This window comes from Subsaxibacter sp. CAU 1640, from assembly GCF_023156585.1.
Lineage (GTDB): Bacteria > Bacteroidota > Bacteroidia > Flavobacteriales > Flavobacteriaceae > JBPOFM01.
The window spans coordinates 31344-45173 of record NZ_JALNMI010000001.1 but is presented as its reverse complement, the minus strand read 5'-3'; the positions used below and the strand labels follow the sequence as shown (position 1 = coordinate 45173).

Sequence of the window (13830 nt, the reverse complement as noted above, 5' to 3'; positions counted from 1 at the left end):
ATCAAGATTCTTGATAGCTTTTTTGTTCATCGAAAATAAATTTATTTTCGCGAGTCTTCAAAGTCTTGGAAGCGCTGAAATTCTTCGGCTGTAAAAATAGCTCTAAATTTTTCAGTCAACATTTTTTCGACTTTCTCTTTTTCTTCAGCAGTAACTGTTCCACCATTGGCAGCCACTTTTTCAAATGACATTTGTTTTTTAACATATGTTTGATAGGTTTCATAAACCGCCTCTTCAGTTTCCGTGTTAAATTTTACAGCCTTCTTGAGTTCTTGCGTTTTTTTTGCAGCTAGAGAATTGACTTCAACCATAGATTGAGCATTGATGCTTTGGGTTCCCAAAACCATTGCAAAAGCAAAAAGACAAAGTGTAATAATTTTTTTCATTGGATATAATTTTATTAAATACAGCGTACTAAAATAAGCATTTTTAAAAGAAAAACACAAATAAAAAAGACATTGATTGTAAAACCAATGTCTTTTTTTCCAACTAACCAACCAAATGTTTATAAAAAACTATTCTTTCTTTTTTCTCATACCATCTTTGCCACCTTTTCTTGAATGACGCTTCTCCAAGGTTTGTTCAAATTTGGCATACTGATCAGCATTCAGTATTTCTTTCATTTTCTTTTTCATTTCAATTTGATTGTCCAAACGCTCATTTTGCATTTTTACACGGTCATCCTTTGAGAATTCTTCGCCAGCCTCTTTTTTAGCTTTGAAAGCTTCCATTTTTGCTTTGCGTTCTTTTGCTTCTGCCAACAATACTTTTTCAACTTCAGCTTGTTGTTTCTCGGTCAAATCTAAATGCAAAGTCATCTTTTTTGTTTGCAATTGGGCAGTCTCTTCAGGAGTCATATTCTGTCTTACTTCCATTCGCTCTTTGACTTCTGCCTTACGATCTCCTTTTTTTCTTTCTTGCGCAGTGGCATTTAGGGTCATAAATGCAAGCGCTATCATCAATAGGTTTTTCATTTTGTTTAATTTTAATGTTTATACTGCTTTGACTCAAAGAGGATTAAATAGTTTAATTAATCTGAAAATTTTAACGCCTAATTAACAGCTTGTGCTCTTTTCACCAATTCCAACGTAGTGGTGAATAGTGGCTGTTGTTCCATTTTACTTTTTAGCCAGGCATAAAAGCTCATCACAAATATATCTTCTTGTTTTGCTTCCAGCCATTCGAACGAGTTCTCAACTTTATCCTTGAATTTTTGACTGGTAATCTGTTCGGGGTTTTTATGATAGAATTCTACCAAGTTCAGATAGGTGAGGACACGTTCCTGTTTGATGTGTTTTAGGTAAGATGCATAAGTTCTACGAAAACTTTTTAAACGCGATTCTACCAAATCAATTTGTTCCAGCTCCACATTCAATATTATCTCGATGAGATTCTTTTTGATGGTCCATTCCTTTCCGGCTTTTTGAATGTACCAATTATCAGTATGGTAAAATTCAGCAAACAACTGCTTCGCTTTTCTGTAATTCTCGTTTTGGATGTAGAACATTCCGAGGCTCAAATAAATATCCAAAAGCGATTCCATATCCGGATGTTTATTGATTTTAAATTGTTCCAACAACTCGATAGCATCTTCTTGCTGGTCAGCATAATTCAAGTTGAGTCCCAGAAGCAAGTTGTATTTCAGTTTGAATGTATTGTAATGTTTTTTCTGGTTCATCAACATATGCTGGTGCATCAAATGGAGATAGTGCATAGACTCGTGAAACTTTTTGTTTCGGAAAAAGGTGTTTGCAATCAGGTAGAGCACCTCAATGTGATAAAATAGCTGTTTTGTTTTGTCTTTATGATTCTGAATGTTTTTATAGGTTTCCAATAGGAATTCTTCAGTTTTAAGATAATCATTGGTGACAAATGCTGAAATACTGACCACTTTCATCAATTGATACAACGACTTGAAGGACATCGTTTCGTTGAGGTCGATATTGTATTCTGAAAGTATGTCGTTAAACATAGTTTTAAAGTTAACAACCTTACCTTTGTAGGTGACATTGTTGAGGGTTTGTCGCATTTTTGCATACACAATATTCAATTGGTCTTCTGTAAAGAGTTGCTTTTGATTTGATTTAAAAGATTGAATCAGTTCTTCGAAATTGACATCGTCGTTGGCATAAGCATATTGAATTTTTGTATGATAAATTTCATTCAATATGGAGAAGAGATAATGCTCTTTTGCCAATGATTCCGCCTTGTCAAGGATTTTGTAAGCAACTTTAAATTGATCGTGTAGCAGGAAATGCCTAGCTGCCAAAATATATTTGATGAGCTGCACATCTACCGAGTTTTCCTCTTCCATTTTGGAATTGGCGATGAAGTCAATTAATGATTGATATAAACGTTTGCGCAAGGCGTGATAGGCTGCTTTTTCTTCAGATTTATAGATTTTGAAACTGATATCTTCTGTTTCATCTTGTTTGGACAACAGTTGAAACAATAAGATGTTTTTGGTGTCGCTGCGCTTGTTCTTTTTGTCAAGATACGTGATAAACCGTTGCTGTTCATCACTGGAAAAGGTCGCAATAATGGCTTTTAGATCGGTCATTTAATCGTCAGTAATATTTACTTGGTATGATTAAATATAGTATATAAATGATTTATATTAAAAAATATATCGTCAGTTTTTTATAAAAATTGAATTTTAGTTTTGAGGTATCTGCTGCAACTTTGTCTCGTCATCATAAAAACAAAAACTTATGAAACCAATCATCAAAACCGTTCTTTTTGCAACTATAATGTTGACAATTGCCATCAATTCAGGAAGAATTTCCAAAGTCTGCATCAAGAACTACGAAACGATTGTCAGCTGTATATCACAAAATGTATATGTGCCAATAGGTTAGAGAATTATGCAGCTCAAAAATCTAAATACAGCTTTCATAATCACTGTAGGCGTTTCGGTAGTAGTGTTTATATATCTCGTGTTCTTGGGATATGACGAAATCAAGACCTTAAAGGATGTCATCAAAATCATTGCCTCCATCTTGTTTCCGATTCCGATGCTGTTTTTTGTCAGATTTATTCTGATTGAGCATTTTTTGCCTCAAAACACGGATGAGTATAAACTCAAAAACCAACGACCAGCCACATTTTTATTTATTGTATCCATTGCGATAGGTATTAGTGTGATGCAGTTGGTAGAATTTATAACTGGACAAACCCTTGAAGATCAATTGATATTTGCCCATTTGATTAATTCTACGACCATCAGTAGCTATGTGCTCAACTATATTTTATACAACAACCTTAAGGCAAATGGCATTTTGAGCGGTGTTTTACTATCACTGGCCATTCACGTGTTCTTTTTGTCTGTCTAATCAAAACAAACGTTTAATCATCAAAAACCAAAAATTATGAATCCAATTATCAGTAATCTCAACCCAAAAACCAATTCTAACAAACGCGAACTGTTGTTTACGTTTCAATCCATCATTGTTACTGGGCTTTTGGCCTTTACCGCCATTGCGTTTTTCGCTTATAATGATTTGTCCATTATGAAAGGTATCAAGGTTATTTTTGCGCCATTTTTATCCGTAGTTCCTTTGCTATTTGTACTATCTATTTTGCGCGATTTGAAGAAGGGTTTTATTGAAGGCAATTATTCCAAACAGGAAATCATCAAGTTTTGCATCATTACTGTTTTAATCACTGCGGCTTTTACAGGGATAACCGCTTTACTTGAAAAGATCAATGCGCTGGAAATTTTATTGGCAGCAATTATGGCCATTTTATGTATCATTTTCTTTCTGAAAAGTAAAATCAAGGACATTCTTGGTATGAGTATCATTACAGGAATTGCTGAAGGTATCATCGTGTATATGATTTTTTTGTTTTGATGATTGGTTGGTTTTCTGACCCTAAACCTCACAATGGTACCATTGTGAGGTTTTAAAATCAAACAACAATAGTTTACATTTAACCTGAAAACTGCAAATTATGAATTCAAAATTTATGAATGAATTGCCCGAATTGGTGAAACACAATGTCATTTCACAACAGACGGCTTCAAAAATTGAGGATTATTATCAAGCCAAAGAGCAAAACTCACCAAACAGGTTGTTTACTGTTTTTGGTGTTTTGGGCTCGCTGCTTGTAGGCCTAGGAATTATACTCATACTCGCCCATAATTGGGATGACTTTTCAAGATTTACCAAGAGTATACTCGCATTTGTGCCTTTGGTTTTAGGCCAACTCATCGTTGGATACATCATTTTTAAAAACAGGAGTACTACTTGGAAAGAGTCTTCTGGCACGTTTCTCTTTTTTGCCGTTGGCTCCAGCATTGCTTTGATCAGCCAGATTTATAACATACCTGGAGACATCAGTTCTTTCCTATTGACCTGGATATTGCTTTGTGTCCCGTTGGTATATCTATTAAAATCAAATACACTGGCAATGCTTCATATTGCATTTGCAACGTATTACGCCTGCAATTATGGCTACGGCTATTTAAATATGGGTAAAACACCTTGGCTGTATTTAGTTTTGCTGGCTTTGGTATTGCCTCACTATTTGCAGCTATTAAAAGAACGACCGAAATCTAACATTACCTCTATTTTCAACTGGATTTTACCATTGAGTTTCATCATCACTCTCGGTTCGTTTGTCAATGGATTTGATGAAATAGGTTTTGTGATGTATATGTCGCTATTTGGATTGTTTTACAATATCGGGAAGACACCATTTTTTAGTGATGGCAAATTAAGACGGAATGGCTATTTGATTTTTGGTTCGCTTGGCACTGTATTTCTGTTTCTTTGGGCGAGCTTCAAATGGTTCTGGGAAGAGAATTACCATCCTCTCAAATTAACGCAAGAGTTAATGATATCCTTGTTTTTGATTGTACTAACAACTGTTATTTTGGTGTATTCCTATTCAAAACGTTGGGTGAAGGGCTTTAATTTGATTCAATCTGCCTATCTGATATTTGCGGTTATGTTCTTTTTGAATTCTGGAAATCATATAGTTCCGACTGTTTTGGTCAATCTTGTCATCTTGGCATTAGGTTTAGTCACCGTTAAAATTGGAACCGATAAATTTCATTTTGGCATTCTCAATTATGGATTGTTGATTATAACTGCGCTCGTGGTCTGTCGATTTTTTGATACCGATATGAGTTACGTAGTCCGAGGATTGCTGTTTGTGAGCGTTGGAATAGGGTTCTTTGTGACCAATTACATAATGCTTCAAAAAAAGAAAAAATTAATCAATCAAAATCAAAAGTTATGAAACCATTACATCTATTTTCGATATTCGTTTTAGTTGCCATAGCGCAACTATTCATTCCATCACAAATGATTTTAGGTCAAAAAAAGATACTTTCTGATGGTACGCCATACAAGTTCATAACCCAGCCGATTGATCCTTCAGATCCTTTTAAAGGGAAATACATTCGTCTGGATTTTGAGATAAGTTCGCTCGCCACCAATGATTCAACCTGGAATCGACAAGAAGATGTTTTTGTGGTCATTGAAAATGATGATTATGGCTTTGCTCGTGTGAAAGAAGTGACGCGGCAGAAACCAGAAGGAAAAGACTTTCTTGAAGCAAAAGTTTCTTGGTACAATGCGTATGATAAAGAACTCAACCTGTCATTTCCGTTTGATGAATTTTATATGAATGAAAACAAAGCCTATGACGCTGAAATGGCACATAGAGATGCGCAGCGAGACTCCATCAAAAATAATACTTATGCATTGGTGTTCATAAAAGATGGTGAGGCTGTATTGGATAATGTTTTTATTAATGAAATTCCGATCGCAGACTTTGTGGAATGACATTTTGAAATTGACTAACTTTGAAGCACAACATAAACACTGTAAAATGAAAAAAATAATTTTATGCTCATTGGTCGCCTTGCTTGCTGCTTCTTGTAAGGATGACAAAAAAGAAGAACCAATAACCGAAGAGCCTGCAACTACTGAAATGCAGAACAAATTGAACAAGTATGTTACTGTAAAGCTTACTGCAGACGTCAGTAAATTGACAGAAAAGGAGCGTCAAATGATTCCGTTGCTCATAAAAGCTGCAGACAAAATGAATGAGTTGTTTTGGTACGAAGCTTATGGCGAGAAGGATTCTCTTCTTAATTCAATCACAGATGCAGATACAAAGAAATTTGTAGAAATTAATTATGGTCCTTGGGACCGATTGGATGGCAACAGTCCGTTTGTGGAAGGTGTTGGGCCAAAGCCAGCAGGAGCCAATTTTTATCCAAAAGATATGACCAAGGAAGAATTTGAGGCTGCGCAAATCGAAAATAAATCGAGTATTTACAATTTTGTGCGTCGCGATTCTGTGGGGAAATTGTATTCCATCCCTTATCATAAACAATTCGCAACACAAGTCAAGGAAGTATCGGATTTATTGTTGGAAGCATCCAAATTGGCAGAAGATGCAGGTTTGAAAAAGTATTTAGAGTTGAGAGCCCAAGCGTTATTGGATGATAACTATCAACCTAGTGATTTGGCTTGGATGGATATGAAAACCAATAAACTGGATATCGTTATCGGACCGATTGAAACCTATGAGGATCAATTGTTTGGCAACAAAGCCGCGCATGAAGGTTACGTCTTAATCAAAGATATGGAATGGAGTGATCGATTGGCTCGTTTCAGTGCTTATTTGCCAGAACTTCAAAAAGGGTTGCCAGTTAAAGATGATTATAAAAAAGAAACTCCAGGTACAGATAGCGATTTAAATGCTTATGACGTGGTTTACTATGCTGGAGATTGTAATTCCGGAAGTAAAACCATTGCCATCAATCTTCCGAATGATGAAGAAGTACAGTTGAAAAAGGGTACTCGAAGATTACAGCTTAAAAATGCAATGCGAGCAAAATTTGATAAAATTATGGTGCCTATCAATGATGTTTTGATTGATCCATCGCAACGTCAATACGTCACTTTTGATGCGTTCTTTGAGAACACCATGTTTCACGAGGTGGCTCACGGTCTTGGTATCAAGAACACCATCAATGGCAAAGGAACTGTAAGAACCGCTTTAAAAGAGCACTCAAGTGCTTTGGAAGAAGGAAAGGCAGATATTTTAGGGCTTTACATGGTGCAGCAATTGAATGCCAAAGGTGAATTGACCCAGGACATCAAAAATAATATGGTCACCTTTATGGCTGGGATTTTCCGTTCCGTGCGTTTTGGAGCTTCAAGTGCTCATGGAAAAGCGAATATGATACGTTTTAATTTCTTCAAGGAAAAAGGAGCATTCACAAGAGGTGAAGACGGTACTTATAAAGTTGATTTTGATAAGATGCAGGAAGCGATGAAAGAATTGTCCAACATAATTCTGACACTTCAAGGTAATGGCGATTATGATGGAGTTGCCAAATTGGTGAACGAAAAAGGAATGATTTCAGCAGAACTTCAAGCAGATTTAGATCGCTTGAGTGATGCCAATATTCCTGTGGATGTGATTTATGAGCAAGGTACAGATGTTTTAGGTTTGTAATTTCTTCCTCAATACATAAAAAAGAGGTCGTCTTGTAATTGCAGACGACCTCTTTTATTTTAAATGTATGTTTAACCTTTTGGATTCAAAATGGCATCAATTCGCTCCAGTGCATCCTGAAGATGAATTCTACTCATCGTATCACTTGTACGACCAAGTCCTGATCGTATTGAACTTTCCAGAGATTTCAATTCAGCTCGCGTGACCGCTCTTATATCAGACTGATTCACATCTACATTCGTACGTGAAATGAAACGTCTAAATTGTGAAGGTACAGGCTCCTGATCTTTTGTCATTAAATATTCCATACGCTCAATGTACGCACGTTGCAAATTACGTCTGTATGGGTCAATGGCTTTTCCGCTATTCAATTCGCTAAAAATACCTTTTCTCAAATCTTGCATCATTTCCAAAAGACCATAGGCTTTTTTGCCGTTAATAGTTTCATTTTCGCTCATACGAGCCATACTTCCAAAATCAAGGATGTTGTTAAGAGTGCGTGTTTGCATGTTTCTGATACGCTCAATGTTGCCAGCACTTTCAATCTTGTTGAAGATATTGTTGTCTATCATCCATTCTGGAGTTTCAAACAGTTGTTTCTGAAGGAAGTCCATTGCTTCTTTTTGCTTGGCTTTGTCAACATGCGTATATACAGCGCCTTCTTGGTCATAGGTTTTGTAATATTCGTACACACCCCCAATGTTAGCTGCTACATGACCCATATATCTATTAAATTGTCCTAACAACTGCTCATACATGGTTTCCAAATCATCATAATCCTTTCCGTCTTCGGCAGTCCATTTAATCAGATTGGGCATGATGCGTTTCATATTTTCAATACCATACATACTGGCTTTCATGGCATCATCTCCCAAATCTTCCGTTTGACTACTTGGGTCAATGACACCTCCACTTTGTTGACGCCCGAAACGATACATTGGATCTCCTGCATGCTCTAAAATCCAACTATCCAATGTTTTCTTTTCGTCATCAGCTGTTTTGGCATTCAGAATAGGTCTATAACCCCAATTGATGGCATACTTGTCATATACTCCAATATTTGGCATCAATGCAACTCCTTTGTCTTCTGGCTGTGCGACATAATTGAAACGTGCATAGTCCATAATAGATGGTGCGGTTCCATATTTTTGGGTAAAGGCGGCGCTTCTTAAGCTGTCAACAGGATAGGCGACGCTGCTTCCCATATTATGAGGCAAACCAAGTGTATGCCCGACTTCGTGCGCAGATACAAACCGAATCAATCGACCCATTATTTCATCCTTGAATTTGACACCTTGCGCATCAGGATTGATAGCTGCTGTTTGAACGAAATACCAGTTACGTAACAAAGTCATGACGTTATGATACCAATTGATATCACTTTCCAAAATCTCACCACTTCTAGGATCGCTTACGTGAGGTCCATTCGCGTTTGGAATAGGTGACGCCAAGTAGCGCACCACAGAGAAACGTACATCTTCTGGACTCCAATCTGGATCTTCCTCTTTTGTTGGAGGATCTTTTGCAATGATGGCATTTTTGAAGCCTGCAGCTTCAAACGCTACTTGCCAATCTTCAATGCCCTGTTTGATATATTTTCTCCATTTGTCTGGTGTGGCTCTGTCTATATAATAAACAATCTGTTTTTTAGGCTCTACCAATTCACCTCTTTTGAACTTCTCAATGTCTTCATCTTTCACTTCTAATCGCCATCTGTCGAGGTAACGAACTGTTTTACTTTCCTGTACATCCAGACCATAATCAGTCTGTGCACTTGTGAACCAACCAACGCGTTGGTCGAACATACGACGCTTCATTGGAACTTTAGGCAATAATACCATTGAATTGCTCATTTCCAAAGTGATAGTCCCAGTTTCAGAATTGGAAGGTGGTTCGCCTGCGTTGTAAGTTTTTACATGACGTGATTCGATATTCAGTGGATAGCTTTTGATGCTTTCAATGTAAGATAGATCACTTTCCAAGCGGCTTACTTTGTAGTTTTTTCTACTTCTTTCAGGAAATCCTAGTAATTTCACATCTTTAGAGAACAAATCGGTCACCTCAATTACGGTGTTTAATGAATCTTTACTAAATGCTTTGATCGGAAATGTAAACAAAATTGGCTCTAAATTCGAGTTAACTACTGCTTCATGTATTGGTAGTGAATCTGATGCTACAACATTATGAGAAACCACACGCAATAAGACTTTTTTGTCTTTCTTTTGCCAACGTAAAACAGATTCATCCTGTTTTCCGCCACCAAAGCCTAAACCGCTGGCAGTTTTGGCAATACGTGTTACCATTAGCATTTCTCTTTCAAAAAGAGAATCTGGAATTTCATAGAAGTAGCTATCATCAATCTTATGAACTTTAAACAGACCATCGTCGGTTTTTGCTTCCTTGGTAATGACTTTTTCATAAGGTTGGATGTCGTCTTTGCCAGGTTTTTTGGCTGGTTTTGCATCTGCTGATGCATTGGCATCACTTTTTGATTTTCCTGCTTTCTTTGCTGTTGAACATGACATTACTACGAATATCGATAGCAGTAGCAGAATTTTAGAAGTAAGATTTTTCAAAACAGTTAATTTTAAATTTAATCCTGTAAAATAAGTAATCTTATAATGAGATGAGCAGGCAGAATTTATTTTAAGATATTTTTAACTAATCCCCGCAAATACAAAATAAAAAAACCGCCAATTGGCGGTTCATATAATATCTCAATGAATTTAATCTTCCAATGACTCCAAATATGGAACAATAACATCCAAAGCTTCTTGATGCGGAGTAGTTACTCCGATGTAAGGCATGCTATAATCTTCAATAGAAGTCTGAATTCTTGATAGAATGCTCAAACGTTTTTCAAGGATGTGAGAATTATCAAATGAGGTCTCGTATGCAACATTCAGCGCATCGTAATAGTTGAATGTGTGAAAGCCCCCAAAAGAATGACAATGGGCACAGTTCATATCCAAATATGCTCTAACACGTGTCTCATCGGACAGATTAGTGTCTTCCCAATCTGGAAGTGATCTTAAACTAGATAAATCAGAGATTCCCGTAAGTTCACCATCGTTAATTAACTTTTGCAACTGGTTCATGCCATTGATGTCAAAATTCATACTTCTTAATTTAGGACCAATAGGCGTTGAAACATTGTAAGATTGATGGCAAGTAAAACAATTTTCTGCTGAAGGTATTTTATAATTAACATTATGGGACATACCATCAACGTCAATCCAGGTGATTGGGGTTGTGGACCCAACATTATCCAAAACTGCATCAGTCTGATCTTCATTCCACACATAATTTCCAAATTCCCAATTTCCATTAATCTTAATCATAACACGAGTTTCAATAAGCTTTCTTCCAAGATCTAAATCTCTATCGTCAATATTGTAGTAAAAAGTTTTTGCTATCACAGTATTGTCTGGAAAGTCGGGCAAACCATCACCATTGCTCACCATTGAAGTTCCCAATGGAAGTGCAATGATTCTTTGCTTGAGTGCATAGTCAGTATATAATCTTGTATTTAAATCATAGACGAAAGCGTATGGGCTAGGTGTCAAATTGTTTAAAGCACCTCTGAATAAACGCATTTGAGAAAGATTTGGTCTAAATTCAGTCACGACAGGAGCCATTCGAGTGGTAAACCTTCTAATATGGACTGATCTATTGGCATTTGTAGAATTTTCTATATATACCGGTCTCACATAGTAATCGTAAGTTGTATCAGGAATTAGATTAGTAAGTTCAATTGAAGGTTTATCAGTTACCGCGACCATGCCTTCACCAAAAGTAAAATCTTTTATACCGTATTCGACTCTGTATGATGAAACGTTGGCATCTTCCCATTCCAAAAACACAGTGGTATCGGTTATATTCTGATCAATAATTGTTTGCGCTTCATTCACAGGAATAAGTGCATCCTCATCTTTTTGGCAAGAAACAACTAGTAGCAGTATCACTGCCAACAGATTAAATTTTTTCATTTGGGTGTCATTCAAAATTGTCACGAGGTGTGAAAGTACTAAAAAACTTGAAATTGCAAAGAATAATTCGTTGTATTAGCAAAATTTTTCTGTTAAAGTTCTTAAAATGAATTTTCTAGACGTTGTATTTGCGATTGATAGTCATATTGCAAATCTTCATGCAGTGTCGAGACGATTTTTTTTATTGTAACCAATTGTCTTTTATATAAATTCTTCAAAGTCATATTATGTGCTATGGACGGTTTCAACTCTGTCAATTTAACACAAAAGAAAATCAGCAACTCAACTTCAGTTTCTTTCTTGGAAGAATAACTGCTGTATTTTTTGATCAAACGTAGCACTTTGCGAACACTTTTTTTGATATAATAAAAATTGGATGTGTTGATGGAATCGAAGTGCAATTTTATCTCTGCTTTCACACTTTCTATATATCCAATTTCGTTTGAAGATTCGAACAGAAGGTAAGTAAGAAGCTCCTTATTTTCTTTTTTGAATTTAGATAACCTCAAACATAAATCAATCAATTCAGATTGAGATTTGAATGAGAGCTCTGCCTTGATTTGATTGATGGATGCAGCTTTCATATTCGAAAATTAATTATTTTAATTTGAATCTCAAATCCTGTTACCATAATTAACTTCAACGAAAAAAAGTTGATTAATTCTAAAACAATGTTTCCTATTTCATATGATTTACTTGTTAATCTCTTGATGTGATGTTCGTTTCAGTTTTTATCAGCTCCATATCTTTAGCATAAAAGACCTTTGATTCATAAAACTTAAGGGATGGTTTCACCAAATTGAAATTTGGGTTTCTAGGAGATAACGATATGTACCTTGCTCTGTTATTGTCTATCCAAACAGCAAGTTTTGAGTCCTGATTTAAATTTTTATCAGCACTTAAAATCAAGAGGTGCCCTTCCAATTGCCAAGTTCCAAATGCATGTGTGGTTTTTTCGGTCTGCCCTTCTAAATAACTCCTGGCTGACAGAAATTGAAAAGTTCCATCTTCATTTAATTGAAGTGTATAGGCCAGTGCTTCACCAGTTGACGACTCCCACTTGTTATAATATATTCCCTCGATTGATTGTGCCATTCCGGAAAAGAGCGCAGTGTTTATAAAGAAAAAGAGTATAATAGTTTTCATATTGTCTGTTTTTAATTGTGAAACAAAGACACTATTTTAATTAACGAGTCAATAAGTGGTAATTAAGTACTATTTAGTTACGAGATATTTAACGTTGTGGTTTTATGACTAAATAAATTTTAAGATGTTAATGCAGGTTGTCGCATTCATTCATCTTCAAATTTGAAGAGATGTTAATTATTTTAAATTGTAGGGAATAAATCAATTAGATGCACATCTTTTAGCCTCTAATGATTTTAAATAATTGTGAAATTATAAGTTAGCAAGTGTTAATTTACGAAATTCAGTGGACAAATAAAATATAAAACATAATTATTTTGTTCTCTCATAGCTGGCAATCAGTAATTTGTGGTCGGACACATCGTAAGTGTGCTTTTCCATTTTTAAGAGCTTAAACTTATTGCAAATCCAAACTTGGTCAATTTCAATTAGGGGTACAGGAACTGGCCAAGTAGCCGTCATTCCAAGACTACAGTCATGAAAACTTACATATTTTTCTTTAATATTGTTGAAGAAAACACTTTCATATGGAGTATTGAAATCTCCTACTAAAACATCTACCTTATACTTGTCCATAGCTTTAGAGATATAATCAAGAGGTATTTCTTTATTCAATAAAGGACTGGCATATACATCTGCCAACATTACTGAAGTTTGTTCATTATCAATTTCTATATTTAGATGATTGAATTTATAGACATCACTCAAAGACTCATATACATACGAGCTAATAGCTCCCTTAACCAAAACAAGCATTTCTCCATCCAGTATTTGAACAGTATAATCAGGTAAGGAGGATTTTAAAACCTTGATGTCATCATCCGAAACCTCGCGAGCTTCAACCAAAGCAACAATAAAGGGATTGCTCGCGTTGATATGTTCTACCAGTATTTTTACTGGCAAGGGTTTTTGTTTGGCGACGTTCCAAAAAAGCACATTTGTTATTGTTGATTCGGGTGCGGCTTCCTGTTTGGAACCAAAATAGTGAATGGAAAAATAAATATTAAGTGCAATCAAAGACAGTAATATGCCGTAGAAGAGATTCTTTTGTTTGCGCCAAAAGATGGCCACCAATATCCCGAACAAGATAATCAAAGGTAATGGCGAAGCATAAAAAAGTACGCTTATGTATGGAAACCTATCTTTTATTACAAAATGAATAAGTAGCAATAGAAAATAAGCGATTATGAAAAGATATCTAAAACGTTGGAGCATT

The 13830-nt window shown here is 35.7% G+C and carries 14 protein-coding genes; 6 read left to right on the top strand and 8 right to left on the bottom strand.

Annotated features, from left to right (window positions below; all coding sequences use genetic code 11):
* Window positions 1-41: 41 nt before the first annotated feature.
* The 3 genes from M0G43_RS00200 to M0G43_RS00190 all read right to left on the bottom strand — a co-directional run bounded on the left by M0G43_RS00200 (window position 42) and on the right by M0G43_RS00190 (window position 2560).
* A complete protein-coding gene (locus M0G43_RS00200; protein WP_248022480.1) occupies window positions 42-386 on the bottom strand; it encodes a hypothetical protein in 345 nt (114 codons plus the stop codon).
* 129 nt (window positions 387-515) lie between these two features.
* Window positions 516-974, bottom strand: coding sequence for a hypothetical protein (locus tag M0G43_RS00195; protein WP_248022479.1), 459 nt, complete (start codon window positions 972-974; stop codon window positions 516-518).
* Window positions 975-1051: 77 nt separating this feature from the next.
* A complete protein-coding gene (locus M0G43_RS00190) occupies window positions 1052-2560 on the bottom strand; it encodes a hypothetical protein (protein ID WP_248022478.1) in 1509 nt (502 codons plus the stop codon).
* 151 nt (window positions 2561-2711) lie between these two features.
* Here M0G43_RS00190 and M0G43_RS00185 point away from each other — a divergent pair, with 151 nt between their 5' ends.
* The 6 genes from M0G43_RS00185 (at window position 2712) to M0G43_RS00160 (ending at window position 7479) form a co-directional block, all read left to right on the top strand.
* Window positions 2712-2858: a hypothetical protein gene (locus tag M0G43_RS00185; protein WP_248022477.1), complete on the top strand. Its 147-nt coding sequence runs from the start codon at window positions 2712-2714 to the stop codon at window positions 2856-2858.
* Between the two features lie 6 nt (window positions 2859-2864).
* Window positions 2865-3332 (top strand): hypothetical protein, encoded by a 468-nt coding sequence (locus tag M0G43_RS00180; protein ID WP_248022476.1) that lies wholly within the window; start codon window positions 2865-2867, stop codon window positions 3330-3332.
* 36 nt (window positions 3333-3368) lie between these two features.
* Complete coding sequence (locus M0G43_RS00175; RefSeq protein ID WP_248022475.1) at window positions 3369-3851, top strand: hypothetical protein; 483 nt, start codon at window positions 3369-3371, stop codon at window positions 3849-3851.
* Window positions 3852-3951: 100 nt separating this feature from the next.
* Window positions 3952-5244 carry a DUF2157 domain-containing protein gene (locus M0G43_RS00170; protein ID WP_248022474.1) on the top strand — a complete coding sequence of 431 codons (1293 nt, stop codon included), beginning with the start codon at window positions 3952-3954 and terminating at the stop codon, window positions 5242-5244.
* Window positions 5241-5792, top strand: coding sequence for a GDYXXLXY domain-containing protein (locus M0G43_RS00165; protein ID WP_248022473.1), 552 nt, complete (start codon window positions 5241-5243; stop codon window positions 5790-5792). Before M0G43_RS00170 ends, M0G43_RS00165 begins: the two co-directional genes overlap by 4 nt.
* A gap of 46 nt (window positions 5793-5838) precedes the next feature.
* A complete protein-coding gene (locus M0G43_RS00160) occupies window positions 5839-7479 on the top strand; it encodes a dipeptidyl-peptidase 3 family protein (protein WP_248022472.1) in 1641 nt (546 codons plus the stop codon).
* A 71-nt stretch (window positions 7480-7550) separates the two neighbouring features.
* On the opposite strand, the gene M0G43_RS00155 is transcribed toward M0G43_RS00160, so the two are convergent.
* The 5 genes from M0G43_RS00155 to M0G43_RS00135 form a co-directional block, all read right to left on the bottom strand.
* Complete coding sequence (locus M0G43_RS00155; RefSeq protein WP_248023774.1) at window positions 7551-10004, bottom strand: zinc-dependent metalloprotease; 2454 nt, start codon at window positions 10002-10004, stop codon at window positions 7551-7553.
* 201 nt (window positions 10005-10205) lie between these two features.
* Window positions 10206-11468, bottom strand: a complete 1263-nt coding sequence (locus tag M0G43_RS00150) for a hypothetical protein (RefSeq protein WP_248022471.1) — start codon at window positions 11466-11468, stop codon at window positions 10206-10208.
* A 101-nt stretch (window positions 11469-11569) separates the two neighbouring features.
* On the bottom strand, window positions 11570-12052 hold the full coding sequence (locus tag M0G43_RS00145) for a hypothetical protein (RefSeq protein ID WP_248022470.1): 483 nt from the start codon (window positions 12050-12052) through the stop codon (window positions 11570-11572).
* Window positions 12053-12167: 115 nt separating this feature from the next.
* Entirely contained in the window at window positions 12168-12614 is a 447-nt protein-coding gene (locus M0G43_RS00140) for a hypothetical protein (protein WP_248022469.1), read from the bottom strand.
* A gap of 312 nt (window positions 12615-12926) precedes the next feature.
* On the bottom strand, window positions 12927-13829 hold the full coding sequence (locus M0G43_RS00135; RefSeq protein ID WP_248022468.1) for an endonuclease/exonuclease/phosphatase family protein: 903 nt from the start codon (window positions 13827-13829) through the stop codon (window positions 12927-12929).
* Between the last annotated feature and the right edge of the window lies 1 nt (window position 13830).

Coding starts and splice junctions, on each gene's coding strand:
- M0G43_RS00200 (WP_248022480.1), bottom strand. CDS start 386: ATGAAAAAAATTATTACACTTTGTCTTTTTGCTTTTGCAATGGTTTTG.
- M0G43_RS00195 (WP_248022479.1), bottom strand. CDS start 974: ATGAAAAACCTATTGATGATAGCGCTTGCATTTATGACCCTAAATGCC.
- M0G43_RS00190 (WP_248022478.1), bottom strand. CDS start 2,560: ATGACCGATCTAAAAGCCATTATTGCGACCTTTTCCAGTGATGAACAG.
- M0G43_RS00185 (WP_248022477.1), top strand. CDS start 2,712: ATGAAACCAATCATCAAAACCGTTCTTTTTGCAACTATAATGTTGACA.
- M0G43_RS00180 (WP_248022476.1), top strand. CDS start 2,865: ATGCAGCTCAAAAATCTAAATACAGCTTTCATAATCACTGTAGGCGTT.
- M0G43_RS00175 (WP_248022475.1), top strand. CDS start 3,369: ATGAATCCAATTATCAGTAATCTCAACCCAAAAACCAATTCTAACAAA.
- M0G43_RS00170 (WP_248022474.1), top strand. CDS start 3,952: ATGAATTCAAAATTTATGAATGAATTGCCCGAATTGGTGAAACACAAT.
- M0G43_RS00165 (WP_248022473.1), top strand. CDS start 5,241: ATGAAACCATTACATCTATTTTCGATATTCGTTTTAGTTGCCATAGCG.
- M0G43_RS00160 (WP_248022472.1), top strand. CDS start 5,839: ATGAAAAAAATAATTTTATGCTCATTGGTCGCCTTGCTTGCTGCTTCT.
- M0G43_RS00155 (WP_248023774.1), bottom strand. CDS start 10,004: ATGTCATGTTCAACAGCAAAGAAAGCAGGAAAATCAAAAAGTGATGCC.
- M0G43_RS00150 (WP_248022471.1), bottom strand. CDS start 11,468: ATGAAAAAATTTAATCTGTTGGCAGTGATACTGCTACTAGTTGTTTCT.
- M0G43_RS00145 (WP_248022470.1), bottom strand. CDS start 12,052: ATGAAAGCTGCATCCATCAATCAAATCAAGGCAGAGCTCTCATTCAAA.
- M0G43_RS00140 (WP_248022469.1), bottom strand. CDS start 12,614: ATGAAAACTATTATACTCTTTTTCTTTATAAACACTGCGCTCTTTTCC.
- M0G43_RS00135 (WP_248022468.1), bottom strand. CDS start 13,829: ATGCTCCAACGTTTTAGATATCTTTTCATAATCGCTTATTTTCTATTG.